Annotated in this window: 23 protein-coding genes; 9 read left to right on the top strand and 14 right to left on the bottom strand. The window is 71.6% G+C overall.

The annotated features are described in order from the left end of the window. Positions 1–127 precede the first annotated feature (127 nt). Positions 128–1,318: a cytochrome P450 gene (locus OP04_RS16895; RefSeq protein WP_033340564.1), complete on the top strand. Its 1,191-nt coding sequence runs from the start codon at positions 128–130 to the stop codon at positions 1,316–1,318. 28 nt (positions 1,319–1,346) lie between these two features. On the opposite strand, the gene OP04_RS16890 is transcribed toward OP04_RS16895, so the two are convergent. From OP04_RS16890 to melA, 4 genes are all read right to left on the bottom strand, one after another. Further along, positions 1,347–2,168 (bottom strand): carbohydrate ABC transporter permease, encoded by an 822-nt coding sequence (locus OP04_RS16890; protein WP_033340563.1) that lies wholly within the window; start codon positions 2,166–2,168, stop codon positions 1,347–1,349. Continuing rightward, complete coding sequence (locus OP04_RS16885) at positions 2,168–3,106, bottom strand: carbohydrate ABC transporter permease (RefSeq protein WP_033340562.1); 939 nt, start codon at positions 3,104–3,106, stop codon at positions 2,168–2,170. Before OP04_RS16885 ends, OP04_RS16890 begins: the two co-directional genes overlap by 1 nt. Before the next feature lie 3 nt (positions 3,107–3,109). Further along, positions 3,110–4,411, bottom strand: coding sequence for an ABC transporter substrate-binding protein (locus OP04_RS16880; protein WP_033340561.1), 1,302 nt, complete (start codon positions 4,409–4,411; stop codon positions 3,110–3,112). A gap of 123 nt (positions 4,412–4,534) precedes the next feature. After that, complete coding sequence (gene melA, locus OP04_RS16875) at positions 4,535–5,839, bottom strand: alpha-glucosidase/alpha-galactosidase (RefSeq protein WP_033340560.1); 1,305 nt, start codon at positions 5,837–5,839, stop codon at positions 4,535–4,537. Positions 5,840–5,942: 103 nt separating this feature from the next. On the opposite strand from melA, the gene OP04_RS16870 reads away from it, so the two are divergent. Both OP04_RS16870 and OP04_RS49730 read left to right on the top strand, forming a co-directional pair. Continuing rightward, positions 5,943–6,725: a DeoR/GlpR family DNA-binding transcription regulator gene (locus OP04_RS16870; protein ID WP_033340725.1), complete on the top strand. Its 783-nt coding sequence runs from the start codon at positions 5,943–5,945 to the stop codon at positions 6,723–6,725. A gap of 167 nt (positions 6,726–6,892) precedes the next feature. Beyond that, on the top strand, positions 6,893–7,465 hold the full coding sequence (locus OP04_RS49730; RefSeq protein ID WP_051798086.1) for an SSI family serine proteinase inhibitor: 573 nt from the start codon (positions 6,893–6,895) through the stop codon (positions 7,463–7,465). Positions 7,466–7,587: 122 nt separating this feature from the next. On the opposite strand, the gene OP04_RS54640 is transcribed toward OP04_RS49730, so the two are convergent. From OP04_RS54640 to OP04_RS16855, 3 genes are all read right to left on the bottom strand, one after another. After that, positions 7,588–7,983 carry a BBE domain-containing protein gene (locus OP04_RS54640; protein ID WP_198153852.1) on the bottom strand — a complete coding sequence of 132 codons (396 nt, stop codon included), beginning with the start codon at positions 7,981–7,983 and terminating at the stop codon, positions 7,588–7,590. A 24-nt stretch (positions 7,984–8,007) separates the two neighbouring features. After that, positions 8,008–8,982 (bottom strand): FAD-binding oxidoreductase, encoded by a 975-nt coding sequence (locus OP04_RS48510; protein WP_198153851.1) that lies wholly within the window; start codon positions 8,980–8,982, stop codon positions 8,008–8,010. 100 nt (positions 8,983–9,082) lie between these two features. After that, complete coding sequence (locus OP04_RS16855) at positions 9,083–9,835, bottom strand: MBL fold metallo-hydrolase (RefSeq protein ID WP_033340559.1); 753 nt, start codon at positions 9,833–9,835, stop codon at positions 9,083–9,085. Positions 9,836–9,857: 22 nt separating this feature from the next. Between OP04_RS16855 and OP04_RS16850 the strand changes: the two genes are divergently transcribed. Then, on the top strand, positions 9,858–10,718 hold the full coding sequence (locus tag OP04_RS16850) for a helix-turn-helix transcriptional regulator (RefSeq protein ID WP_051798151.1): 861 nt from the start codon (positions 9,858–9,860) through the stop codon (positions 10,716–10,718). A 43-nt stretch (positions 10,719–10,761) separates the two neighbouring features. Then, positions 10,762–11,598, top strand: a complete 837-nt coding sequence (locus tag OP04_RS16845; protein ID WP_033340558.1) for an alpha/beta fold hydrolase — start codon at positions 10,762–10,764, stop codon at positions 11,596–11,598. A gap of 108 nt (positions 11,599–11,706) precedes the next feature. On the opposite strand, the gene OP04_RS16840 is transcribed toward OP04_RS16845, so the two are convergent. Genes OP04_RS16840 through OP04_RS16830 form a run of 3 tightly spaced genes read right to left on the bottom strand, consistent with a single transcriptional unit; the run spans position 11,707 to position 14,721 of the window. Then, complete coding sequence (locus OP04_RS16840) at positions 11,707–13,212, bottom strand: tripartite tricarboxylate transporter permease (RefSeq protein WP_232323613.1); 1,506 nt, start codon at positions 13,210–13,212, stop codon at positions 11,707–11,709. A gap of 13 nt (positions 13,213–13,225) precedes the next feature. Next, positions 13,226–13,735 (bottom strand): tripartite tricarboxylate transporter TctB family protein, encoded by a 510-nt coding sequence (locus tag OP04_RS16835; protein ID WP_198153850.1) that lies wholly within the window; start codon positions 13,733–13,735, stop codon positions 13,226–13,228. 2 nt (positions 13,736–13,737) lie between these two features. Continuing rightward, positions 13,738–14,721, bottom strand: coding sequence for a tripartite tricarboxylate transporter substrate binding protein (locus OP04_RS16830; protein ID WP_033340557.1), 984 nt, complete (start codon positions 14,719–14,721; stop codon positions 13,738–13,740). 180 nt (positions 14,722–14,901) lie between these two features. Between OP04_RS16830 and kdgD the strand changes: the two genes are divergently transcribed. Continuing rightward, positions 14,902–15,825 (top strand): 5-dehydro-4-deoxyglucarate dehydratase, encoded by a 924-nt coding sequence (kdgD, locus tag OP04_RS16825; RefSeq protein ID WP_033340720.1) that lies wholly within the window; start codon positions 14,902–14,904, stop codon positions 15,823–15,825. Next, positions 15,825–16,940 (top strand): L-talarate/galactarate dehydratase, encoded by a 1,116-nt coding sequence (locus tag OP04_RS16820; RefSeq protein ID WP_033340556.1) that lies wholly within the window; start codon positions 15,825–15,827, stop codon positions 16,938–16,940. Before kdgD ends, OP04_RS16820 begins: the two co-directional genes overlap by 1 nt. Before the next feature lie 130 nt (positions 16,941–17,070). Here OP04_RS16820 and OP04_RS48505 read toward each other — a convergent pair whose 3' ends face one another. Both OP04_RS48505 and OP04_RS16810 read right to left on the bottom strand, forming a co-directional pair. Continuing rightward, entirely contained in the window at positions 17,071–19,617 is a 2,547-nt protein-coding gene (locus tag OP04_RS48505; protein WP_035086317.1) for a tetratricopeptide repeat protein, read from the bottom strand. A 95-nt stretch (positions 19,618–19,712) separates the two neighbouring features. Further along, a complete protein-coding gene (locus OP04_RS16810; RefSeq protein WP_033340555.1) occupies positions 19,713–20,114 on the bottom strand; it encodes a hypothetical protein in 402 nt (133 codons plus the stop codon). A gap of 325 nt (positions 20,115–20,439) precedes the next feature. Between OP04_RS16810 and OP04_RS16805 the strand changes: the two genes are divergently transcribed. Next, positions 20,440–21,264: an endo alpha-1,4 polygalactosaminidase gene (locus tag OP04_RS16805; RefSeq protein WP_033340554.1), complete on the top strand. Its 825-nt coding sequence runs from the start codon at positions 20,440–20,442 to the stop codon at positions 21,262–21,264. A 59-nt stretch (positions 21,265–21,323) separates the two neighbouring features. Further along, positions 21,324–22,643 carry a PQQ-dependent sugar dehydrogenase gene (locus OP04_RS16800; RefSeq protein WP_033340718.1) on the top strand — a complete coding sequence of 440 codons (1,320 nt, stop codon included), beginning with the start codon at positions 21,324–21,326 and terminating at the stop codon, positions 22,641–22,643. A 153-nt stretch (positions 22,644–22,796) separates the two neighbouring features. Here OP04_RS16800 and OP04_RS16795 read toward each other — a convergent pair whose 3' ends face one another. Next, entirely contained in the window at positions 22,797–23,357 is a 561-nt protein-coding gene (locus tag OP04_RS16795) for a hypothetical protein (protein ID WP_157239904.1), read from the bottom strand. Between the two features lie 133 nt (positions 23,358–23,490). Beyond that, positions 23,491–24,828: a hemolysin family protein gene (locus OP04_RS16790; protein ID WP_051798082.1), complete on the bottom strand. Its 1,338-nt coding sequence runs from the start codon at positions 24,826–24,828 to the stop codon at positions 23,491–23,493. Between the last annotated feature and the right edge of the window lie 7 nt (positions 24,829–24,835).

Genomic DNA, 24,835 nt, shown 5'->3' with positions numbered 1-24,835 from the left:
GGCGTTCCGGCCGGAGAGTTGACCACCGGCCGCGACTTGATCACTCTACCGTCCACAGTGCACTGTTGGACAGCCGGTCGCCGATCGGCCGTTCCGCTCTTGGTAGTGGCTGCGGCACACTCGGTGAATGCCTTACCTTGACGTGATCGGCCCGTCGTTCAGCTTCACCTCCGCCGAGACCTTCGCCGTCCAGGACGAGAGCTGGTACGCGGACAGCCCCGTCGGCCCGGTCGTGCTGCGCTACCGGGAGGCCGGCGACCTGCTGCGCGACCGGCGCTTCGACCACGGCGGCGAGCACTACCTGCGGCGCAACGGCGTCGACGGCGGCCCGATCCACGACTGGTTCGTGCCGATGCTCACCAACCACGACGGCCCGGAGCACCGGCGGCTGCGCGGCCTGGTCCAGCGCGCGTTCACGCCGCGCACGGTCGAGGCGCTGCGCCCGTTCATCCACGCGCAGGCCGTGACGCTGGCCGACGGCATGGCCGGCGCGGACGCGGTGGAGTTCGTCGACGCGTTCGCGGACCGGCTGCCGCTGGCCGTCATGTGCGAGCTGCTCGGCGTGCCACCGGAGGACTACGACACGTTCAGCCAGTGGACCGGCGACATCGGCCTGGTCTTCGGGCTCGCCAACGGCGGCGACACCGCGGCCCGGGTCGAGCGCGCCGTGGCCGGCCTCGACGGTTACGTCGACGAGCTGATGGACCGCAAGGCGAAGGCGCCCGGCGACGACGTGATCTCCGCGCTGCTCGCCGCGACCGCGGAGGACGGCCTGGCCAGCCGCGACGAGGTCCGCAACCTGCTGGTCACGCTGGTCTTCGCCGCCCACGACAACACGAAGCACCAGCTCTCCAACTGCATCGTCTCGTTCGCCGAGCACCCGGACCAGTGGAGGCTGCTGCGCTCGTCCCCGCAGCTGTCCGACCAGGCCGTGGACGAGTGCATGCGCTGGCGCCCCTCCGGCGGCAACCTGTTCCGCCGCGCCGTCGTCGACCTGGAACTGCACGGCCTGGAGGTGCCGGCCGGCACGTTCCTGACCGCGGCCGTGCTGACCGCGCAGCGCGACCCGCGGGCGTACCCCGGCGGCCGGGTCTTCGACATCACGGTCCGGCGGGAGGCGCCGCTGCTCCAGTTCGGCGCGGGCCCGCACTACTGCCTCGGCGCCGCGCTGGCCCGCACCGAGCTGACCGAGGCCCTCCCGCTGCTGGTCAGCCGCTTCGGCCCGCCTTCCCTCCCACCCGAACCACTCCCCTGGCGCCCCGCCCTCGGCACCCAGGGCCCGGAGGCCCTCCCGATCCGCTTCGCCGCCACATCCTGAGCTGTCCTGAAGATCCGGGGCGGCTCACCTAGCCCTTCAGGCCGGTGAAGGCCATGGTGGCCACGAAACGCTTCTGGGCGAAGAGGAAGGCGAGGATCAGCGGGACGGTGGCGATGACGTTGCCGGCCATCAGCTGGGACCATTCGGTGCGGCGGGTGCCCTGGAAGCTGGCCAGGCCGACCTGGAGTGTGAAGCGGTGGTCGTCGGAGATGGCGACCAGCGGCCAGAGCAGGTCGTTCCAGCTGGACAGCAGCGTGAAGACGGTGAGGGTCGCGAGTGCGGGGCGGGCCAGCGGCAGCACGACGCTGACGAACGTGCGCCAGGTGCCGGCGCCGTCGAGCCGGGCGGCCTCCTCCAGTTCGCCGGGGAGCGACAGGAAGAACTGGCGCATCAGGAAGATGCCGAACGCGGAGGCCAGCCACGGTACGAACGCGGCCGCGAGCGTGTCCACGATGCCGATCCGGGCGAACATCAGGTAGGTCGGGATCATCAGCAGCTGCATCGGGATCATCACGGTCGCAACCACGGCCAGGAACGCCAGGCCGCTTCCGGCGAACTTGAGGCGCGCGAAGCCATAGCCGGCGGTGGAGCAGAGGATGAGGTGGCCGAGCACGGAGATCGTGGAGACCAGCACCGTGTTGCCGAGCCAGGTCAGCACCGGCGTCTCGGACAGCAGTGCGCGATATCCCTCCAGGTGCAGCGCGGTCGGGATCAGCTTCGGCGGGAAGTGGTTGATCTCCGCGCTGGTCATGAACGACGTGGCCACCATCTGCACCAGCGGCAGCACGAACAGCAGCGCCAGCGGCATCAGCAGCAGGTGCCAGGGGCTGAACGGGAGCTTGACGCGCATCAGAACACCTCCGCGCCGCGACGGCGGCTGTACCAGATGACCACGAGCGTGAGCAGCAGCGTCACGGCGAAGAGCACGTAGGCGGCGGCCGCGCCGTACCCCAGTCGCTGGGTCTGGAATGCGAGCTCGTAGATGTAGTAGACGATCGTCTGCGTGCTGTTGAGCGGCCCGCCGCGCGTGGTCGTGTAGATCAGGTCGAACAACTGCATCGCGGTGATCGTCTGCCACACGGCGGTGAACACGGTGACCGGGCGCAGTTCCGGCAGCGTCACGTGCCGGAACACGCGGAACTTGCCGGCGCCGTCCACGGTGGCGGCCTCGACCAGTTCGCGCGGGATGTCCTGGAGTGCGGCCAGGTAGACCACGGTGGTGAAGCCGACCTGGCCCCAGAGCGCGATCAGGCACACGATGTAGAGCGCCTGCGACGGGCTCTCCAGGAACTGCTGCGCGGGGATGCCCAGGTGCCGGAACACCTCGTTGACGGCGCCGAACTGCGGGTTGAACACGAACCCGGCCAGGATGCCGGTGGCCGCGGCCGACGCCACGTAGGGCACGAAGATGCAGGTCCGATAGAAGCCGATCAGCCGGATCCGCTGGTTCAGCGCCACGGCGAGCAAGATCCCGAGCACGATCGACGAGGGTACGAACAGCACCGTCAACAGCAGCGTATGGCCGGACGCCGCGAGCATGTCCGGGTCCTGGGCCAGTTGCTCGTAGTTGCGCCAGCCGACCATGGTCGCGGGCGCGATCCCGTTCCACTTGGCCTGCGAGATGACGAACGCCCAGCCGGCCGGGAACAGCGACAGGCCCACCACCAGCAGGGTCGCCGGTCCGGCGAAGGCCCAGCCGGTCAGGTGACGCCGGAGCGCGCTGCCCCGGGGGCCGGGCCGCCTCGCCTTGGAGGCGGCCCGTGGTGACACCGCGAACGTGAGCGCCATCGTCTAGCCCACGAGTCCGGCGGACTTCTTCGCGGCCTCGTCCAGCGCTTCCTGCGAGGTCGCGGCGCCCTGCAACACCTTCGCGATGGCGTCGCCGACGTTGCGGGACAGCTGCGCGTAGCCGGAGACCGTGGGGCGGGCCTGCTTCGCGTTCGCCAGGTTGTCGAAGAACTTCTGGCTGCCGGGCCATTCCTTCGTGTACGCCGCGAACTCCGGCGAGTGCGCCTCGGTGCTGCGCAGCGGCAGGTTGCCGAGCGCCAGGTTCCACTTCGCGTCCGTCTCCGCGCTGGTCATCCACGCGATGAAGTCACGTGCGGCGCCGGCCCGGTTCGGGTCCTGGTGGTCGAGCAGCACCCACAGGTCGGGGCCGGAGACGGTCTGGTGGTCGCCGTTGAAGCCGGGCAGCGCGGTCACGTCGTACGCGATGCCGGCTTCCTTGAGCTCCAGCAGCGCCCACGGGCCGGAGATGACCATGCCGACCCGGCCGCTGTTGAACAGCGGCAGGTACTTCTCGTCCGTCTGGTCCAGGTACATCGACTTGTCGTCGACCGCCATCACACGCAGCGTCTCCAGCGCGGCCACGCCCTGCGGCGAGGCGAACGCGGGCGTGTTGCCGTCGAGGATCTTGCCGCCCTGCTGCCAGAGCAGCGGCCACAGGTGCCAGGTGGTGTCCTCGCTGCCGGAGACCGAGTACGCGGTGCCGTACGTGTTGGTGGCCGGGTCGGTGAGCTTCTTCGCCGCGTTCCGGAAGTCGTCCCAGGACCATTGATCCGTCGGGTACGCGAGGCCGGCCTTGTCGAACAGTTCCTTGTTGTAGATCAGCGCCAGGTTGTCGACCAGCGCCGGGACCGCGACGACCTTGCCGTCCACGGTGGCGGTCTGACGCGCGGCCTCCGGTATCTCCGTCCACTTGAACTCGGGCGTGTTCACGAACTCGGTGAGGTCCTGCGCCTTGCCGCTGGCGGCCAGGTCACCGGCCCAGCTGCCGAACGCGTAGGAGATGTCCGGGTACGTACCACCGGCGAACCCGGCGGACAGCTTGGTGAGCAGCTCGTCCGCGACGGAGGCGCCGGGCGAGGTCTTGATCGTGACGTTCGGGTGCAGCGCGTGGTACTCGGCCGCCAGCTTCTCGGCGGTGGCCTCGGCCACCTCGGTCTGCCCGGTCCACCAGGTCAGTTCGACCGTGGCGTTCGGGTCGTATCCGGCGGCGGCGTCCTTGCCGCTGTCGCCGGTGCCGCCCATGCAGGCGGACAGGGACAGCGTCAGGACGAGGCCGGCGGCAAGTGCGCGTTTCGGATCGGTCATCTCAAGCACCCCGAGTTCTTGGTCGTCAGATCTCCGCGGAGGTGTCGGGCTTGAACGAGGATTATGCTCGTTCACGCTCGTTTAACAAGATGTGCGCAGCAAACGTGCAATCCACGATGCTCGTTATTGCCGCAGCGTTTCCGGCATGAGATCGCCGTGTGCGGCGGTCAGCTCGTCGCACAGCGCCCAGATCGCGTCCACGGTGAGCGTGGCGGCCGTGTTCGGGTCGACCATGGCGGCCTGACGCACCATGCGCGCATCGCCGGTCACCGCGGCACGGACTGTCAGGTCACCGACGTTGACCAGGCCACGGTTGACGGCGGCGAGCTGGGCGGGCAACTCTCCGACGTACTCGGGGCGGACGCCGAGGCGGTCGACCACGCAGGGGACCTCCACGGCGTACCCCTGGGGCAGGTTGGTGATCAGGCCCCGGTTGGGGAGGTTGGCGTGGATCTGGCGCACGGTGCCGGTGACGATGCTGTGGATGACCTGCGGTGCGTACTCCGCGGCCGCACGCTCGGGCAACGGCAGCGGGTCACCGGCGCGCAGCGTGTCGCGGGTGCGCTCGTACTCCGCCACGTTCTCCGCGCTGATCCCCAGGTAGTCGCCGACCGGGATGCGCAGGCGGGCGATCTCCTCGTCGTGGTGCAGGTACCACGGCAGGTACTCGGAGGAGTGCTCGCTGGTCTCGGTCGGGAAGTAGCCGAGCCGGGAGTACATGTCCATCCTGACCCGTCGTCGCAGCTCGGAGTCGCTCTGGAGCAGCGCGTCCAGCCGCGGGTAGAGCGACTCGCCGCGGTGCGCGAACCGCAGCAGCCACGCCTGGTGGTTGACGCCGGCGGCCCGGTAGTCGATCTCGTCGAGCGGCACGCCGAGCAGCGCGGCCAGGTCGTGCACGGTCCAGAACACGGAGTGGCAGAGGCCGACGACCTTGAGCTCGGGCGCGATCGTGCCGAGGTAGGCCACGTTCATCGCCATCGGGTTCGTGTAATTGAGCAGCCAGGCGTCCGGGCACAGCTCACGCATGTCCGCGGCGATGCCCTGGAGCACCGGGAACGTGCGGAGTGCGCGGAAGATCCCGCCGATGCCGGCCGTGTCCGCGATCGTCTGCCGCAGGCCGTACCTCGCCGGGATCTCGAAGTCGCGGACCGTCGCGGCGTACCCGCCGACCTGGATCGCGTTGATCACGAAGTGCGCGTTCTCGAGGGCGGCGCGCCGGTCGAGGCCGGCCGTGATCCGCGGACGGGCGTCCAGCTGCTCGGCGGTACGGCGTGCGATCGCCGCCGCCGTCTCCAGGCGCTCCGCGTCGATGTCGTGCAGCGCGAGCGTGACGTCGTCGCGCAGCTCCGCGTAGGAGAGGATGTCCGCCAGCAGCTCACGGGTGAAGACCACGCTGCCGGCGCCGAGGAATGCGATCACAGTCGTCATGGCCGGATTCTCGGCAGACGCGCACTAACGCGCAATAACTTATGGCCTTTCGCTTGCAAACGAACTATCTTGACTGTTCGTTTGCCAGTGAATGGACGGTGTCATGGCTCAGAGCACGTTGCGTCGCGCCGACCGGGTGTCCGGCATCCTGGAGCGCCTGGCCACCACCGGCTCCGTCGACGCCACCGAACTCGCCGGCGAGTTCCGGGTCTCGCCCGCCACCATCCGCCGCGACCTGCAGGTGCTCGAGGATCAGCGGCTGCTGTCACGTACGCACGGGGGCGCGGTCGCGGTCGACGTCGCGTACGAGCTGCCGGTCCGCTACCGGATCGGGCAGCACCGCGAGGAGAAGGCGCTGATCGCGCAGACCGTGGCGAAACTGCTGCCCAGGGGGCCGCTCACGCTCGGCCTGACCGGCGGCACCACCACCCACCTGCTGGCGCGGCTGCTCGCGGAGCGGGTGGACCTGACGGTGGTGACCAATGCGCTCAACATCGCCGCCGAGCTGTCGCTGCGGCCGCGACTGAAGCTGATCATGACGGGTGGAGTGTCGCGGACGCAGTCGTACGAGCTGGTCGGGCCGATCGCGGATCAGGCGCTGAAGGGGCTGAACATGGCGGTCGCGGTGGTCGGCGTGAACGGCATCAGCGTGCGCGGCGGCCTCACCACCCACGACGAGATCGAGGCGAACACGAACGCCACCATGATCCGGCGGGCGGACCGGGTGATCGTGGTCGCGGACGGCTCCAAGGTCGGCAAGGTGTACCTGGCGGAGATCTGCCCGGTCTCGGACGTGACGACGCTGGTGACCGACGCTTCCGCGGACCCGGCCGGCGTCGAGGCGATCCGCCGGGCGGGCGCCGAGGTGATCGTGGTGGGCGGCTGATCGCGACTCTTCGGCCGTCCCGCCTCCTGGCCGAACGGGTGAAGTCGGGCGACATGACGGTCCGTTTTGCCCGTTTCGAGGACTCTGCCGGGCCGGCGCGGTAGACCGGACGTGTCCTTAACCGTCCTCGCGTTCTTCCTCCGGGAGAACCACCTCAGGAGCCCGTCATGATCCGCCACCTCGCGACCACCGTCCAGGCCGCGACCACCCGCACGTCGTTCTCCACATCTCTGCCGGCAGCACCCCTGTCTGCTGTACCGCCACTGGTCGCGCCGCTACTTGCCGCGCCGTTGCTGGCCGCCGCGCTGGTCGCCGCCGCGCTGGTCGCCGGCGTCGCGCTGCCGGCCGGGGCCGCCTCCGCCGCGCCACCGAAGTATGTCGCCATCCCCGAGCCGCTCGCCGCCCAGCCCGCCGCGAAGCCGGCCCCCTACGCGAGCCTCACGCTCACCGTCACCGCGGATGATCTCGCCGCGGCCGGCCGTACCGCGCCGACCACGCTCACCTGCGGCCCCGACGGCGGCACCCACCCCTCCGCGAAGGCCGCCTGCACCGCGCTGCGCAAGACCAACGGCAACGTCTTCCGCCTCCCGCCGCGCCAGGGCGTCCTCTGCACCGCCGACTACCGCCCGGTCACCGCCACCGTCACCGGCTACTGGGGCAAGCGCAAGATCGCCGACAAACGCCAGTTCGGCAACGCCTGCCAGCTGGGCATCGCCGCCGGCACCGTCTTCACCCGCTGAGCCTGCCCTGGGGACGCCCCAGACCCCGAACCCGCTGACGCGATGACCCGACCCGCACCTCGCCACCGGTATCCGCGCCGCCCAGGAGACGACGCCCGGACCCGGCGGCGTGGCGGAGCGGGTCAGGCGGGGGTGATGTTGTGGTTGGCCCGGAAGAGGTTGGCGGGGTCGACGCGATCCTTGATCTTCAGGAGGCGGTCGAAGGTGTCGGGGCCGTAGGCGAGACGGACCTCGGCGGGCGTGCGGCCCTCGTCGGCGGCGGAGAGGAAGTTGACCATCTTCCGAGGGTCGGACCAGGGCAGCATCGCGTCGACCACGCGGGAGAGCCAGCCGCGCATCAAGGGCATGTCGTCCGGGGCGCCGACGCCGAACCCGAAGAGGACGTACGGCAGGCCGCGGGTGCCGATCGCGTTCGGCGGGTCGGGCAGGCGGTCGAGTGCCCCGCCGAGCGCACGCAGTTCCACGCTGACCAGCGGGCAGTCGGTGCCGTCGCCGACCAGCGCGATCAGCGCGTCCACCGCGCCGGCGGGAAGTTCACGCAGTCAGACGGTGCGGTCGGTATAGGGCAGCGGGCCCGGCGGGTCGCCGTGGATCAGGCCGACCTCGGCGTACGGCCGGTCGCACACGTCATCCGCCAGCAGCGGGACGACCGCGCGCATCGGGGCGAACAGCTCGGCGCCCTCGGCCGCGTCGCCGATGTGGGCGAAGCGCAGCGCCACCACGAACGCGCCGCGCAGCGGCTCCGGGAGCGCGGGGTCCGGTGGGAGGCGCTGGATCGCGACGGAGGTGGTGGCCTCGTCCGGGAGCGCGGGGGCCCACTCGCGCCAGGCGTGCAGCAGCGTGGCCGCGTCCGCGCCGGCGACGTGGACGGCGCCGCCGTAGAAGCGCGCGACCGGGAACAGCGCGATCTCGGTCGCGGTGACCACGCCGAAGTTGCCCTTGCCGCCGCGGATCGCGAAGAACAGGTCCGGGTCGGACTCGGCGGTCACCCGCTGCGGGAGGCCGCCCGCGGTGACGATCTCGACGGACGTGACCGTGTCCGCGCCGTAGCCGTGCAGGCGCCCGAGCGTGGGGCTCTGGCCGCCGCCGAGCAGGTAGCCGGTGGCGCCGACGTCGGGCGCGGAGCCGTTCACCGGGGCCAGGCCGAACGGTGTGGTCGCGGCCAGCACGTCGGCCCAGCGCGCGCCGCCGCCGATCCGGGCGGTGAGCGCGTCACGGTCGACGGTCACGCGGTTGAGACGGCGCAGGTTGATCAGGACGGCGCCGTCCGCGCCGCGGGCCTGGTGGCCGGTGGTGGTGACGGCGACCGGCAGACCGTGCGCGGAGGCGAACCGGATCGCGGCGGCGACGTCACGGCCGCTCGCGGCGCCGATCACGAGCGCGGGGCGCAGCGGCGTCAGCGGGTTGTAGGTGGCGCACTCCTTTTCGTACCCGTCCTCGCCGGGCACGGCCACCAGGCCGGTGACGGTCGCGGTCAGCGCGGCCACCGCCGCCTCGTCGATGGCGATCTCAGTCACTGGTGGTGCCTCTCTGCCGTGTCGAGGCCGTGTCAAGCCCCGTGTCGAGCCCCGTGCACACTGCGATACGGCGCTGCTCAGGCACCAGTTCATCGGCTGCTCAGGTCAACGAGTCGGCGAGCTTCCGGAGTTTCCCGGCCGCGTCCTCGGTGATCGGGGCGCCGTGGCCGGGCAGGATCGTGCGGACCGGCAGCTCGGCCAGCGCGCGGACGGACCGGTTCGCGCGGGCGGTGTCGTCGGTGTACTTCGGGTCCGCGCCCTGCAGTCCGGAGACCGTGCGCAGCGCGTCGCCGGCGACCAGCACGCCGGTCGACGGGTCGAAGATCGAGATGTGGCCGGCCGTGTGGCCCGGCGTGCCGATCACGCGCAGCCCGAAGATCTCCGCGCCGTCGTCGAGCGGCTTGACCTGCGCGTTGGCGAGCGCGGCCACGTCCGCGGCGCCGGTGTGGATCGACCCGGTGACCAGCGGTGCCACCGTGGGCAGGCTGCCCGCGTGGTCGGCGTGCTTGTGCGTGAGCAGGATGTGCTTGACCGAGCTCCAGCTCATCCCGGCGGCCTTGAGGCCGGCCTCGATGTCCGGCGCGGAGTTGGCCACGCCGAGGTCCACCACCGCGGCCTCGGCGCCACGAACCAGGATGTAGACGGACACGAAGTCCAGATCGACCCGGTTCCAGCCGCCGAGGGCTTCACCACCGGCACCCGGCGACGAAGACGACGCGGGGGACGCGGGGGACGAGGTCGGCGGCAAGGACGCGGACGGCGACGGGGAGGAACAGCCGACGACGGTCAGGCCGAGGACGCCCGATCCACCGCTGACCAGCAGGCGGCGACGCGTGATTCCGGAGAAGTCCATCCTTCACCGTACCGTGGTGGCCATGACGATCACGGTGGCGCCGCGAACGGCCAGGCTCGCCGAACTCGGGGACTTCCTGAGACGACGGCGGGACGCGCTGGCCCCGCACGAGGCCGGACTCCCCGGTGGCGGGCGGCGCCGCGCGCCCGGCCTGCGGCGCGACGAGGTGGCCGAGCTGGCGCACCTGTCCGTGACCTACTACGAGCGGCTGGAGCAGGGGCGCGGCCCGCACCCGTCCGCGGCCACGCTCTCCGCGCTCTCCGCCGCGCTGCGGCTGACCTGCGACCAGCGCGATCACCTGTTCCGCCTGGCCGGGCACGCCGCGCCGGTGACCGCGGAGGTGGACGAGGCGCCGGACCCGGGCCTGCTGTCGCTGCTGTACGCAAACCCGGTCACACCCGGTTACCTCGCGGACGATCTCGGCACGATCCTGGCGCAGAACCCGATGAACGTGGCGCTGTTCGGCGTGTTCGCCGGCGCACCCGGCCGGGAGGGGAACCTGGCCTGGCGCTGGTTCACGTCCCCGGCCTGGCGGGCCACGCTGGAACCGGGCCAGGACCACGAGCAGACCTCGCGGGCGACGGTGGCGGACCTGAGGGCCGTGGTGGCGCAGCGGGGCTACGACGAGGCCTCGCGCTCCCTGGTCGAGGCGCTGATCGGGGCCAGCGACGAGTTCGCCCGGATGTGGGACGAGCACGACGTGGCCGTGCTGCACTGCAGCACCAAGCACATCCGCGAGGAGCGGGTCGGCGCGCTGGACCTGGACTGCGTGATCGCGACCAGCCCGCACTCCCGGCAGCGGCTGCTGTTGCTGCACCCGATGACCGGCACCGAGACCGGCACGAGGCTGGCGCGGCTGGCGTCGCTGATATCCCCGTCCTGACAGTGCGTGGTTAACGGCCGCCCGGGTTCCTAGCGTTAGCGCCGTGGAAAAGCACCCTGATCCGATCGTTCTCGTTCACGGCTTCTGGCACGGCAGCTGGTGCTGGAGCCCGGTTGTCGCACGTCTGGCCGCGCGCGGCGTACCCTCGATTGCTGTTGATCTTGAGGGTTTCGGTCTTCACGCACGGTCACCGGAGGCGCGCTGGGCACGGCCGTTCGACGCGGCCGCGTTCGCCACCGAGGTGTCGCCGGTCGCGGACGTCACCGCCACCTCCGCCGCACACGTCCTCATCGACCAGCTGCGCGCGATCGGCGGCGGCGCGCCGCTCACGGTCGTCGTGCACAGCATGGGCGGCGTGGTCGGGACGCGTGCGGCGGAGCTGGCGCCGGAGCTGTTCGCCGAGCTGATCTACCTGACCGCGTTCGCGCCGGTGTCCGGGACGCCCGCGATGGCCTACATCGGCGCGCCGGAGAACGCGGGCGAGCAGGTCGGCGGCCTGCTCACGGCGGACCCGGCGGTGGTGGGCGCGCTGCGGATCGACCCGGCGGACCCGGCCCGGCGCGCGGCCGTGCGTGAGTGCTTCTACCACGACGTGGAGCCCGCGACCGCGGACGCGGCGATCGCGCTGCTCAGCACGGACGGCGCGATGGGCATCCCGGCGGAGACCTTCACGACCACCCCGCACCGGTACGGCCGGGTGCCGCACGCCTACCTGGTCTGCACGGCGGACCGGGCGATCCCGGCGCCGCTCCAGCACCGTTTCGTGCGGGAGATCGACGCGGTCTCCGCACGCCCGACCCGCGTGGTGGAGCTGGACACGTCCCACTCCCCGTTCCTGTCCGCGCCGGACGAGCTGGCCGCCGCCATCGCGGCCGGCTGAAGACAGGCCGATGACGGACCATCGACATCCGTTGACGCGGCGGTGGTCCGTGCGGAAACCTCACCGGCCTGTCCGTCCTGCTGAGCACGTTGCCGCCGGCGACGTTTCTCACCGTGTGCCGGCGGTGGCGTTCTCCGGCCTCGTGCGGCGGGGCCGGAGGCGTTGCAGGGCCGGGAGCAGCGCCACGAACAGCAGGAAGACCAGGAGCGTGCCGGAGATCGGGCGGGTGAGGAAGCCGGTCGGGTCGCCGTCGAAGATCAGCAGCGAGCGGCGCAGCGAGCTCTCCAGCAGCGACCCGAGCACGAACGCGAGCACCAGCGGCCCCGGATCGAAGCCGGCCTTGCGCATCAGATATCCGAGCGCCCCGAACGCGATCACCAGCCCGATGTCGAACACGCTGTTGTTGACCGTGTACGCACCGATCAGCGTGATCAGCACCGTGATCGGCGCCAGCACGGCCGGGCGGACGCGCAGGATCCGGACGAACAGCCCGACCAGCGGAATACTCATGATCAGCAGCAGCACGTTGCCGACGTACATGCTGTTGACCACGCCCCAGAACAGCTCCGGCTCCTCCGTGACCAGCTGCGGTCCGGGCGCGACGCCCTGGATGAGCAGCGCGCCGAAGATCACCGCCATGGTGGCGTTCGCCGGGATGCCGAGCGACAGCAGCGGGATGAACGACGAGGTCGCGGCCGCGTTGTTCGCGGTCTCCGGCGCGGCCACGCCCTCGATCGCGCCGTTGCCGAACCGTTCCGGGTGCTTCGACCGGCGCTTCTCCAGCGCGTACGCGGCCATCGACGACAGCACGGCCCCGCCCCCGGGCAGCACGCCGAGCGCGAACCCGAGCACCGACCCGCGCCCGATCGCGCCACCCGCCTGCCTCAGATCGGCCCGGCTCGGCCACACATCGGCGATCGGCGCGGGCTCCCGCAGCGCGCGGTGCCGCTCCTCCAGGCTGTGCAGAATCTCCCCAAGACCGAAAAGCCCCATCGCCACGGGTACGAAGTCGATGCCGTCCGCCAGGGCCAGGTTCTCGAACGTGAACCGTTCCGCACCGGTGAACCCGTCCCGGCCGACCGTGGCCAGCAGCAGCCCGACCACGGCCGCCACCAGCGCCTTCACCCGGCCGCCCTGACTGATCGTGGCGACCAGCAGGATGCCGAGCAGCGCCAGCATCGTGTACTCCGGCGGGCCGAACCCGAGCGCGAACCCGGCCACGAACGGCGCGACCACCGACAGCGCCACGATGCTCGCGGTGCCGCCGATGAACGAGCCGATCGCGGCGATGCCGAGCGCGGTCCCGGCCCTGCCCTGCCGCGCCAGCGCGTGCCCGTCGAACACGGTGACCACGGAGGACGCCTCACCGGGCAGTTTCAGCAGCACCGAGGTGATCGTGCCGCCGTACTGCGCGCCGTAGAAGATGCCGGCCAGCATGATGATCGCGGTGACCGGTTCCAGGCCGAACGTGAGCGGCAGCAGCACGGCGATGGTGGCGGCCGGGCCGAGGCCGGGCAGCACGCCGATCAGCATGCCGATGACCACGCCGATCAGGCAGTAGAGCAGGTTCTCCGGTTGCAGGACGACCGCGAACCCGCCGAGCACATCGGACACGAGGAACCCCTGTTCAGAACATGTGCGGGATGGTCACGTCGAGCGCGGCCACGAAGAGCAGGTAGAGCGCGACGACCAGGCCGAGGCTGACCGCCACGGAGACGAGCCAGGACTCCCGGCCGAGGAACCGCAGCCAGACGAACGCGAGCAGCGCGGCCGGGATCTCGAAGCCGATCACGCCGACCACGGCGACGAACACGGCCATGCTCGCCAGGGCCGCGAGCACGGGGAGCGCGGTGCGGCCGAACCGTTCCGCGTCCGCGGTGGCGCGGGCGCGCAGCGCGAGCACGATGCCGAGCAGCACCAGCGCGCCGCCGAGGATCGCGGGCCAGGCACCGGGGCCGGGTTGCGCGGGCCGGCCGGCACCGAGCGCGAGCGCACCGGCCAGTGCGGCGGCGCCGAGCGCGGTGACCACGGCGGCGACGGCCAGGTTCGTGACGATCCCGGCCTTCGCGTCCGCCTCCGGCTCGGGCCCGGATGCCGTCTCCGGCCCGGTTTCCGCGTCGGCCACGGGGTTCGGCACGCTCACGCCGTACCCGCGAGGTTGATGTCGTATTGATCGACGAGGGCGCGGTAGGTCTGGAGCGAGCCGGTCCACTGGCCGAGCAGCGTGGGGCCGTCCACCTCGTTCGGCGTGAGCAGCCGCTGGGTGTTGAAGTCCCGGTAGGCCTGGCCCGCGAACGCCTTCTGGAACGCGGTGCGCAGCCGATCCACGATCTGCGGCGGCGTGCCCTTCGGCACCGCGATCGCGCGCGACTGCTGCACCGGCACGGTGTAGCCGGCCTCGACCGCGGTCGGCGTGTCCGGCAGGTACGACGGGCGCTTCTGCGCGAACGTCACGATCGGCGTCACCTTGCCGGCCTTGATCTGCGCCTGTGCCTCGCCGAGCTGCACGGACGCCACGTCGACCTGGCCGCCGAGCACCGCGGTGAGCGTGGGCGCGCCGCCGTCGAACGGGACCGCCGTGGCCTTGATGCCGGCCTGCGCGAACAGCAGCGCCTGGGTCAGCTGGCTGCCGGTGCCGACGCCGGTGGTGCCGTAGGTGATCGCCCGGTCGATGTCCGTCACGGTCCTGAAGCCGGTGCCCGGGTTCGCGACCAGCACGAAGTCGTCCTGCGAGATGCCGGTGACCACGTCGTACCCGGTGATGTCCACCGCCTCGGCCGGGGTGACCGCGAGCGGCGTGATGTAGGCGAGCGTGCCCGGGAAGACGATCATCGTGTGACCGTCCGGCTTCGCGGCGGCCAGCTCCTTCGCGGCAACCGCGCCGTTCGCACCGGGCCGGTTCTGCACCGTGACCGGCCGGCCGAGGTCGTTCTTCACCTGATCCGCGAGCGCGCGAGCGATCAGATCGGTGCTGCCGCCGGCGTCCTGGCCGACCAGCAGCGTCAGTGCACGGTCCGGAAAGTCCGCACCGTCCGCGGCCCCGTCGTCGCCGAGGTTGCCGCCGCAGCCGGTGAGCGCGAGCGCGAGGACGGTCGCCGTCAGCGCGCGAAGTCTGCTTGTCATGGGCGTTTTCCAGCCTCCTGTGAGGTGGGTCACTGCCCTGACGCTAGGTCGGCGGATCCAGGCCTGTCCACGTCCCTTATGGCATTGATCGATACCCATGCAGCATCATTCCCTGAGGGTATCGATCAATGCGAAAACGCTCTTAGACAGGTGCGCAGGAGCCTTCCTAGCGTGGGCACGGTGACGACCCTGCAGCCCTCCGAGCTCGCGGCCCGGCTGACGACCGGCCTGCTGTCGTTCCCGGTCACGCACTTCGACGACCGCCTGGCGTTCGACGAGACCCGCTACCGCGCCCACCTGGACTGGCAGGCCTCGTTCGGTGTGGCCGGGCTGTTCGCGGCCGGTGGCACCGGCGAGGGCTTCTCGCTCACGTCCGCGGAGACCCGGTCCGTGGTGCGGGCCGCCGTGCACGAGGTCGGCGCACGCGTGCCGGTGATCGCGCCCGCCACCGGCGGCACCGCACGGGCCGTCGCCCAGGCCGTCGCCGCGGAGGAGGACGGCGCGTCCGGCCTGCTGCTCATGCCGCCCTACCTGACCGAGGCCAGCCAGGACGGCCTGGCCGCGCACGTGGACGCGGTCTGCGCCGCCACCCGCCTCGGCGTGATCGTCTACAGCCGCGCGAACGCGGTCTTCTCCGACGTCACCGTGGACCTGCTGGCCGCCCGGAACCCGAACCTGATCGGCCTGAAGGACGGCGTCGGCGACATCGAGCGGATGACCAGGACGTACGCTCGGGTGGGCGAGCGGCTGATCTACATCGGCGGCCTGCCCACCGCGGAGACCTTCGCGCTGCCGCTGCTCCAACTGGGCGTGAGCACGTACTCCTCCGCGCTCTACAACTTCCTGCCCGAGTTCGCGCTGCGGTTCTTCGCCGCCGTCCGCGCGCAGGACCGGGTGACCGTGTATCGACTGCTCAACGCGTTCGTCATCCCTTATCTGGACATCAGAGACCGCCGCAAGGGGTACGCGGTGTCGATCGTCAAGGCCGGGCTGAGCGCGATCGGCCGGGACGGGGGCCGGGTGCGGCCACCGCTGACCGACCTCACCGACCCGGAGCGGGCCGATCTGGGCGCGCTCATCCGTACCCTCGGAAAGGATCTTTGATGGATCGCATCGTCTCCGTCGCGCTCTCCGCCGTGCGCCTGCCGCTCAAGGCCGCGATCAGCGACGCCAAGGTGCTGACCGGGCGGCAACGGCCGATGACCGAGGTCGCGATGCTGTTCGCGGAGATCACCACGGCGGACGGGCACTCCGGCGTGGGCTTCGGCTACTCGAAGCGGGCCGGCGGGCCGGCGCAGTTCGCCCACGCGCGGGAGATCGCGCCGGACCTGATCGGCGAGGACCCGAACGACATCGGGCGGCTCTGGACGAAACTGGTGTGGGCCGGCGCCTCGGTCGGGCGCAGCGGCGCGGCCACGCAGGCGATCGCCGCGATCGACGTGGCGCTGTGGGACCTCAAGGCGAAGCGGGCCGGGCTGCCGCTGGCGAAGCTGCTCGGCGCGTATCGCGACTCGGTGCGCTGCTACGACACGTCCGGCGGCTTCCTGCACGAGCCGATCTCGTCGGTCATCGAGAACGCACGGCGCAACCTCGCGCTGGGCGTGGGCGGCATCAAGATCAAGGTCGGGCATCCGTCGCCCGCGGTCGACCTGGCCCGGGTGCGCGCGGTCCGCGAGGCGCTCGGCGACGACGTCGCACTGATGGTCGACGCCAACCAGCAGTGGGACCGGCCCACCGCCCAGCGCGTCGGGCGGGCGCTGGAGGAGTTCGGGCTGGTCTGGATCGAGGAGCCGCTCGACGCCTACGACGCGGCCGGGCACGCCGAGCTGGCCCGGTCGCTGGACACCGCGATCGCCAGCGGCGAGATGCTGACCAGCGTCGGCGAGCACACGGAGCTGATCCGCCAGCACGCGGTCGACGTCATCCAGCCGGACGCACCCCGGATCGGCGGCATCACCCAGTTCCTGCGGCTGGCCGCGCTCGCCGAACAACAGCACCTGACGCTGGCCCCGCACTTCGCCATGGAGATCCACGTCCACCTGGCCGCCGCCTACCCCCACGAGCCCTGGGTCGAGCATTTCGACTGGTTGCACCCGCTGTTCGAGGAGCGCCTGGAGATCCGTCACGGCCGCATGCACCTGTCCGACCGACCCGGCCTGGGCATCACCCTGAGCGAGCAGACCCGTGCCTGGACCGTCGACCGGGCTGCCATCTCCTGACCGAGATCCCTGCCCTGACACCGAGGCGAATCCGGTACTGAACGGCGTCAGCGCGGGACCGCACCCCACCCACGGCCCGCTATTTCCCGAAATTTCGGGCGTGGAGTGCCCGCCGATCGGAATCGCCCGCTCACTGCCCAGCCAGATCGTCAAGGATCGCCTGGGCGAGGCCACGCTCAGAGGTGGCGCCCGCCGCATCCCCCGCGGCGTCCAGCGCATCGGCCAGACGGCGCCGCGTATCGGCCTCCCCGTACCGATCGGTATCCCCCTGGTACAGCACGATCGCCTCCCGGTACCGCGCCACCGCATCACCGAGCCGGCCACGTTTGTGCTGAACGACGCCGAGACTGTCCAGCGCGCCCGCCGCCCCGGCCCGATCGTCCAGCTCCCTGCTCGCGGCCAGCGCATCCCCGCAGAGCTCCAGCGCCCGCTCCAGCTCACCGATGTGCGCCGCAGCCAGCCCCGCCGAGTTCGCCGCACGGGCTGCCCCGAGCCGATCCCCCGCCTCGACGAAGAACCCGACCGCGCGCAGCGAATGTTCCAGACAAGCTGCATGATCACCGCTTGTCTCCGCCAGCCAGCCCAGCGCATGTGCGGCGCGCGCCTGCGCCCCGGCATCGCCGAGCGCGGCGGCGATGCCGGCGGAGGCCTCCAGATGGGTACGGGCAAGCGCGAGCCGATCCATCCGGATCGCACCACCGGCAAGGCTGCGATGCGCGAAGAGCCGCCACCTGTCGTCACCCAGACGTTCGGCCGCGGCCAGCGCCGCGCCCTGGGTACCGATCCACTCCGCCCAGCGTCCCGACCGATCAAGGTGATCGGCGAGGGCCCACGCGAGCCTCCAGACGTAGGCATCGCCGGGATCGTCGCGCGCGGAGGCGCCGAGGACAGCAGTTTCGCCATGGATGGCGGCATCACCACGGATCGCGGCATCGCGCTGGTCAGGGGCGGCACCACGGACAGCGGACCTGCCGCGGACAGCGGCCAGCAACACTGGCAGTTCGGCACGGAACCATGTGTCCGCGGCGGCGGAATCGGCCGGATCCGTGACCGTCACGCCGTCGACCGGGGGCGGTAGCGCGATCGGCTCGCGGGCCGGGTGCAGGCGCAGCGCGGCAGCGAACGCACTGTGCAGATGGTGATCGCGCAGCCTTGCGACAGCGTCTGCGGACTCACCGGCCGCGACGCCGGCCTCCGGATCTCCCCCGTTCGCCAGATCGGCCGCGTACAGGCGGAGGAGATCGTGCATCGCGTAGCGCCCGTTCTGCTCGACGAGTAGATGGACCCGGACCAGCCCGGCCAGCAGCCGCCGCGTCTCCGCCGGCGGCAGCCCCGCCAGACTCGCCACCGCCGCCAGACTCGCGTCCACGCCCGGATGCAGCCCGAGCAGCCGGAACACACGACCCTCTGCCGGGGGCAGCCGCAGATAGGACCAGGAGAACACCGAGCGTACGTCCGCCGCCGGGTCGCCGGTCTCCAGCGTGCCCAGCCGGTCCTCGGCCAGCTGATCCGCGAACGTGCCCAGCGGTGCCTCCGGCCGCACGGCCGCGTGCGCGGCGACGACGGCCAGCGCGAGCGGCAGCCGCGCGCAGGCACGCACGATCCGCGCCACGGCCTCCGGCTCGGCATCGACCCGGTCCGCGCCGATCGCCGCAGCGGCGGCCGGTCTCGCGCCGAGCGCACCAGCACCGCTCGGACCCGTGCCGATCGGGTCAGCGCCGGCCGGACCCGCGCCGATCGGGTCAGCGCTGTCCTGACTCAAGCGGATCGCAACAGCACCAGCCGGATCCGCGCCACCTCGGCCACCGCCGGCCCCGGCCACGGCGGGCCCTCCCGTGCCGCCGCCGTCGCCCCTCGCCGCGCCGAGACGGGCCGCGAACAGTGCCGCCGCCTCTCGCTCGTCCGGCAGGTCGAGCGGGACCGGGTGCGCGCCCTCCACCGCGATCAGCCCGGTCAGCTGCGACCTGCTGGTGATCAGCGTCAGGCATCCCGGCGCGGCCGGCAGCAGCGGCCGGACCTGTTCCGCGGAGGCCACGTTGTCCAGCAGCATCAGCAGACGGCGGGCCGTGAGCAGGTCGCGCAGCCGGGCCGCCGCCTCTCCCTCGTCGGCCGGGATCTTGACCGGGGCCAGGCCGAGCGCGCTCAGCAGCAGCCGCAGCGCCTCCGCCGGCCGTACCGGATCGGCGGCCGGGTCGAAGCCCCGGAGATTGAGGTAGAGCTGCCCGTCCGGAAAACGGACAGCCGCGCGATGCGCCCAGTGCACGGCAAGCGACGTCTTGCCGACGCCGGCCGTCCCGGACAGGATCGCGACGCCGCCGGTCAGCCGGTCGAGCGCGGCCAGCGCACGCTCCCGGCCGGCGAACGCGGGCACGCCAGCCGGCAACCGGCGTGGTGCCGCGCCACCGGCCCGCCGCCGCTCCTCGACCCGGTCGCGGGCGGTGGCGAGCGCGCCCTGCTCGGCCGGGGTCGCGCCGAGCAGGCGGATGAGCACGTCGAACCGGTCCGTCGGCGGGAGCACGCTGCCGGACAGGTACTCCCCCACGATGCCGTGCGACCAGCCCGTGGCCGCGGCCAGTTCCCGGTAGGTCAACTGGGCGCCACCCCGCTGCCGGGCCTGCCGCCGGCGCAACCGCCGCAGCACGTCACCCAGCCCGTCCAGCGTGGTGATGTCCTCCATGCGGCGGGAGGTTACCCGCCCCTCCAGAAACGCGGGAGCCCTCGACCTCAGGAACGCGGCAGCCCGCGACCTCAGGAACGCGAGACCCCGCGGCATCAGAAGTCCGGGATGCCGCAGCAGAACACGAGGATCAGCGTGAGGAAGAGCAGCGGCACGATGAGGGCCGGGCTGCGGGAGATCGGCGGGCCGGGTACGAGCGGGCGGCCCGGCCGCTCCGTCGGCGACGGCATGCGCTCCAGCCGGGCGGCCGCGCTCGCGTTCATCAGGATCACGACCAGCGCGCCCAGCACGGCGAATCCCCACCAGCCGGCCACCATCGTAAATTTCGTCATCTCCCGGTGGACGGCCACGCCGCAGTCGCGGCAGAAGTTGCCCATCCGGGTGCTGACCTGCCAGGCGATCAGCAGGGACAGCACGGAGCGGAACGTCGCGTCGCCGGCCGGCTCGCCGCCGCAGACGTCACAGACCGGCTGCCCGAGGTGCGGATTGATGGACACGGATCCCCCTTCGGTTGGTGAGTGCCCATCGTGGCCGGACGTGGCCCGTCCGCGCCGTCGATCCTGGACAGCGTTGGACAGGCTCACCCCGTACCCCCGCGGGATTTTTTTCTGTCGATCGGTGCAGCAGAACGCCGGTCCCGTCGCGTTGGAAGAGTGGAAGGTCCGATTGTGAGCTATTGACACATTCGCGGCCTATCAGATGAAATATCAGCAGATGTGCGGTCCCGCCCAGCCGGTTATGTCCGAGTCCGGCACCAGGTCGCCAGGGCGGGAAACGCGCCCGAGGCGGGGCGGATCGCCACCGACCACCGGGAGATCACCAGTGGCCATCACCACCCGCACGCGACTCATCAGCGCGCTCGCCGTCACCGCCGCCGCGGCCGTGAGCACCGCATTCGTGGTCGCGGGCGCGCCGGACGCGTCCGCCGCCGCGATCACGCCGCCGCCCGCGAACGCGAAGTTCGACTACCAGATCGGCGGCGCCTACCCGCCCCCGAGCGGCGTCCAGGTCGTCAGCCGGGACCGGGAGGCCGCGCCCGCCGCCGGCCTCTACAACATCTGCTACGTCAACGCGTTCCAGACGCAGCCCGGCGAGGCCGAGTGGTGGCAGCAGAACCACGACGACCTGCTGCTCAAGAAGTCCGGGGAGTACGTGGTGGACGGCGAGTGGGACGAGATCCTGCTGGACGTGTCCACGGCGGCGAAGCGCACCGCGGTCGCGGGCATCGTCGGCGGCTGGATCGACGGCTGCGCGGCCGACGGCTTCAACGCGATCGAGCCGGACAACCAGGACTCCTACGACCGCTCCGAGGGCCTGCTCACCAAGCAGAACGCGCTCGACCTCATCACGCTGATCGCGGCCCGCGCGCACGCCAAGAGCCTGGCGATCGGGCAGAAGAACACGACCGAGTTCGGCACCGCGGGCAAGAAGGCCGGTCTCGACTTCGCCGTCGCGGAGCAGTGCGGCGAGTGGAGCGAGTGCGAGGACTACACGGACGTGTACGGCGGGAACGTCGTCGCGATCGAGTACGAGGACTCCGCGTACACCACGGCCTGCAACACCGTGGGCAGCACGATCTCCGTGGTCCGCCGCGACGTGAAGGTCACCGCGCCGGGCAGCGGGACGTACGTCTACAAGCAGTGCTGAGATCCTGGTACCGCGCCGATCCGGGGGGTTCGGCGCGGTACCAGGGCATGATGGTCCGGATGAAGACCTTCACGGCAGCGATGATGACCGGCGGCCTGGTGCTCACGCTGGCCGCATGTTCCGAGGCCGAGTCGGCGGCGGTGGCCCCGGTGGCCACGCTGGCGTCCACCACCGTCCGCCCGCTGGACGGCACCGGCGACGCCCCGTTCGACACGGAACGGCAGCTCCAGGCCCCGCCGGGCTGGACGGTCAGCGTCTGGTCCCGCGTCCCCGGCGCGCGGCTGCTCGCCTGGACTCCGGACAACCGCCTGCTGGTCTCACGTCCCAAGTCCGGCGACGTCATCGCGCTCACGCCCGGCCCGGCCGACACGCCGCCGGCGCAGCAGACGCTGGTCAGCGGCCTGAACCAGCCGCACGGCCTGGCCTTCTCCGGCGACACGCTCTACGTGGCCGAGAGCAACCAGGTCAACCGCTTCACGTACCGGGCGGGCGCGCTGTCGGACCGTCAGGTGGTCGTCGGCGGCCTGCCGGACGCGAAGAGCCCGGAGCTGGGCGGCGCCTACGCGCACGCGCTCAAGAGCGTGGCGGTCGGCGCGGACGGCACGCTCTACGTGTCGGTCGGCTCGGCCGGCAACATCTCCGCCGAGGACCGCGACGCCACCCCGGAGCGCGCGTCGATCCTGCGGATCACGCCCGGCGGCCGGCCCGAGACGTTCGCGCGCGGCGTCCGCAACGGCACCGGCCTGGCCATCGACCCGGACGGCGCGGTGTGGACCGCGGTCAACCACCGCGACAACACCGGCTTCCCGTGGGACAGCGACTACGACGGCGACGGCACGTCCGACCAGGGCGAGGTCATCCAGGACTACGTCAACGACCACCCGTTCGAGCAGCTGGCACGGCTGACCCCGGGCCGCGATCTCGGCTGGCCCTACTGCAACCCCGACCCGGACGCCGATCCCGGATCCGCGGCCTCCCCGCTGAATTACACAAACCGCCCGTTCGTCAGGGACATCCAGACCAATCCCGAGGGTACGAAGCTGGACTGCGCCGCGCTGCCGCCCACCGAGCAGGGCCTGGGCGCCCACTCCGCGCCGCTCGGCCTGCAATTCTCCGAAGACCTCCCCGGCGGGTACGGTCCGGGCGCGCTCGTCGGCGTCCACGGCTCGTGGAACCGCAAGCCGCCCCGCCCGCCCGAGGTCTCGTTCTTCCCCTGGCGCAACGGCACCCTCGCCCCGCAGCAGACGCTGCTCACCGGCTTCCAGTCCGCCGACGGTTCCCGCTGGGGCCGTCCGGTGATGGCCGTCCAGGGCCCCGACGGCGCCCTCTACGTCAGCGACGACGCCGCCGGCGCCGTCTATCGTGTCGTCCCTGCCTGACGATCTCGGCTTTCCGCGGTCCCGGCGGTGCGCCATTGCACTTCTGGCACTTCGGGCACTTCCGGCACTTCGGCGCTTTCGGCGCCTCTGCGCTCCGCCGCGACCAGCGGCAAGCGTCGTTCGCATCAGCCGGCGGTGAGTGATGCAAGGCTTTCAGTAGCCGTCGGCCGCGCGGCGACGGCGGCGGGAGAGCCATTCGGCCAGGGCGGCGGCGGAGACGGCCAGGACGGTGCCGGCGCCGGCGGCGAGGACGGCGTACCGGCGGCGGGTGGAGTTGTCGTTCTCGACGATGTCGGCGTCGGCCAGCGGGACCGTGGTGATCTTGGCGCCCTCGGCGAGGCCGAACGTGGACTGGCGGGTGGTCACCTCGTCGGCGATCAGTCCGTCCATGACGTCGATGACGCGGCGGGCGTCGGCCTCGGTGTCGGCCAGCACCTCGATCGCGATGATGGCGGCGCCGGTGTTGATCACGGTGACGGTCCACTCGCCGCGGTAGCCCTGGTTGAACAGGTCCTCGGCGAGCGCGGGGCTGTCCAGCCGGACCGCGATGACGTCGGCGAGCGTGACCGGGGTCCACGGGTTGCTGAGGACCGTGTCGCCGATCGCGGGGCTGTACTGCTCCCGTTGCGGCAACAGCGTCACGTGACCGGTCACCTTCGCCTGCTGGGGTACGCCGAGCAGCGCCCAGGCCACCGCCGCTACCGTCAGCAACATCAGCGGCGCGGTGATGGGCCACCGCCGCAGAAGCATTCTGCCGACATCAGCGAAGTCCATGGTTTCCCCTCGTCACGGCGCTATCCGCGAGCGCGCACCGTACCCCGGCTTCCTGTGATCTTGTTGTGAGGGCTCACGCAGAGTCAGCATCCGGCGAGGCCGCCAGTGCGCGGATGCGGACCTTGGTGATGGCGTGGCCGGTGATCTCGACGACCTCGAAGCTGTGGCCGGTGGTCTGCACGATCTCGCCCGGGTCCTTCGGGATGTGGCCGAGCCGGGCCAGCACCAGGCCGGCGACCGTGGTGAAGTCACCGGCGTCGTCCGAGTCCGGCAGCTCGATGCCGAGGTCGGTCAGATCGTGTATCGGGAAGCCGCCGGGCAGCAGCTGGGCGCCGTCCGGCTCGGTGATCACGGAGAGGATGTCGCGGTCGGTCTCGTCGTAGATCTCGCCGACGATCTCCTCGACCAGGTCCTCGATGGTGACGATGCCGTCGATCGCGCCACGCTCGTCCACGACGAGCGCGAACTGCTGGTGCTGCGCGCGCAGCTGCCGGAGCGCGTCGGAGACCTTGAGCGTCTCGGGCAGGAACACCGCGGGCGAGGCCAGGTCGCCGACCGGGCCGGTGGCGTCGTAGAGGTCGCGCAGGTGGACCATGCCGGTCACGTCGTCCAGGCCCATCGGGCCGGTGACCGGCGCCCGGGAGTGGCCGGACGTGATCAGCGTGCGCAGCGCGTCGTGCGCGGGCGTCTCCGCGCGGACGGAGAGCACGTCGCGGCGCGGGACCAGGATCTCGCGGAGGATGCGGTCCGCGATGTCGAACGCGCCGCTGATGATGGTGCGCTGCTCCGGCGAGAAGTCGCGCTGCGCCGTGATCATGTCGCGGATCTCCTCGGTGGAGACCTCCTCGCGGCCCGCGCCGGGGTCGCCGCCGGTCAGCCGGACCAGCAGGTTCGTGGTGGTGCCGAGCAGCCAGATCACCGGGCGGGAGACCGTGGAGAGGAAGTCGAGCGGGCGCGCGGCGAACAGCGCCCAGCCCTCCGCGCGCTGCATGGCGATGCGCTTCGGCGCCAGCTCGCCGATGACCAGCGTGACGAACGTCAGCAGCATGGTGACCAGCACGATCGCGACCGGCTCGGCGCCGTCGCCGAGGAAGCCGAGCGGCGCGATCAGCGGTGCGGCCAGCGAGGTGGCCGCGGCGGCGGAGGCGAGGAAGCCGGCGAGCGTGATGCCGATCTGGATCGTGGAGAGGAAGCGGTTCGGGTCGCGGGCCAGCTTGGCGAGCACCCGGCCCCCGCTGGACGTCTTCTCCAGGCGCTGCAGCTGGCTCTCCCGCAGCGAGATCAGGGCCATCTCGCTCCCGGAGAACGCGGCGTTCACGAGAACGAGAATCAGGACAAGCGCGACCTGCGCCCCATAGCCACCCACGGTGAGCCTTCCGAGTACGAACAGCGTGCGGAGATTGATCCACATTCTGCCA

Origin of the sequence: Catenuloplanes japonicus, from assembly GCF_000717135.1 — a bacterium.
GTDB lineage: Bacteria > Actinomycetota > Actinomycetes > Mycobacteriales > Micromonosporaceae > Catenuloplanes > Catenuloplanes japonicus.
This window is presented reverse-complemented; position numbering and strand designations above follow the sequence as displayed.

What these genes read in the sequence shown, in the direction of transcription:
- OP04_RS16895 (WP_033340564.1), top strand. Translation starts at nt 128, where the DNA reads ATGCCTTACCTTGACGTGATCGGCCCGTCGTTCAGCTTCACCTCCGCC.
- OP04_RS16890 (WP_033340563.1), bottom strand. Translation starts at nt 2,168, where the DNA reads ATGCGCGTCAAGCTCCCGTTCAGCCCCTGGCACCTGCTGCTGATGCCG.
- OP04_RS16885 (WP_033340562.1), bottom strand. Translation starts at nt 3,106, where the DNA reads ATGGCGCTCACGTTCGCGGTGTCACCACGGGCCGCCTCCAAGGCGAGG.
- OP04_RS16880 (WP_033340561.1), bottom strand. Translation starts at nt 4,411, where the DNA reads ATGACCGATCCGAAACGCGCACTTGCCGCCGGCCTCGTCCTGACGCTG.
- melA (WP_033340560.1), bottom strand. Translation starts at nt 5,839, where the DNA reads ATGACGACTGTGATCGCATTCCTCGGCGCCGGCAGCGTGGTCTTCACC.
- OP04_RS16870 (WP_033340725.1), top strand. Translation starts at nt 5,943, where the DNA reads ATGGCTCAGAGCACGTTGCGTCGCGCCGACCGGGTGTCCGGCATCCTG.
- OP04_RS49730 (WP_051798086.1), top strand. Translation starts at nt 6,893, where the DNA reads ATGATCCGCCACCTCGCGACCACCGTCCAGGCCGCGACCACCCGCACG.
- OP04_RS16855 (WP_033340559.1), bottom strand. Translation starts at nt 9,835, where the DNA reads ATGGACTTCTCCGGAATCACGCGTCGCCGCCTGCTGGTCAGCGGTGGA.
- OP04_RS16850 (WP_051798151.1), top strand. Translation starts at nt 9,858, where the DNA reads ATGACGATCACGGTGGCGCCGCGAACGGCCAGGCTCGCCGAACTCGGG.
- OP04_RS16830 (WP_033340557.1), bottom strand. Translation starts at nt 14,721, where the DNA reads ATGACAAGCAGACTTCGCGCGCTGACGGCGACCGTCCTCGCGCTCGCG.
- OP04_RS16820 (WP_033340556.1), top strand. Translation starts at nt 15,825, where the DNA reads ATGGATCGCATCGTCTCCGTCGCGCTCTCCGCCGTGCGCCTGCCGCTC.
- OP04_RS48505 (WP_035086317.1), bottom strand. Translation starts at nt 19,617, where the DNA reads ATGGAGGACATCACCACGCTGGACGGGCTGGGTGACGTGCTGCGGCGG.
- OP04_RS16800 (WP_033340718.1), top strand. Translation starts at nt 21,324, where the DNA reads ATGAAGACCTTCACGGCAGCGATGATGACCGGCGGCCTGGTGCTCACG.
- OP04_RS16795 (WP_157239904.1), bottom strand. Translation starts at nt 23,357, where the DNA reads ATGTTGCTGACGGTAGCGGCGGTGGCCTGGGCGCTGCTCGGCGTACCC.
- OP04_RS16790 (WP_051798082.1), bottom strand. Translation starts at nt 24,828, where the DNA reads ATGTGGATCAATCTCCGCACGCTGTTCGTACTCGGAAGGCTCACCGTG.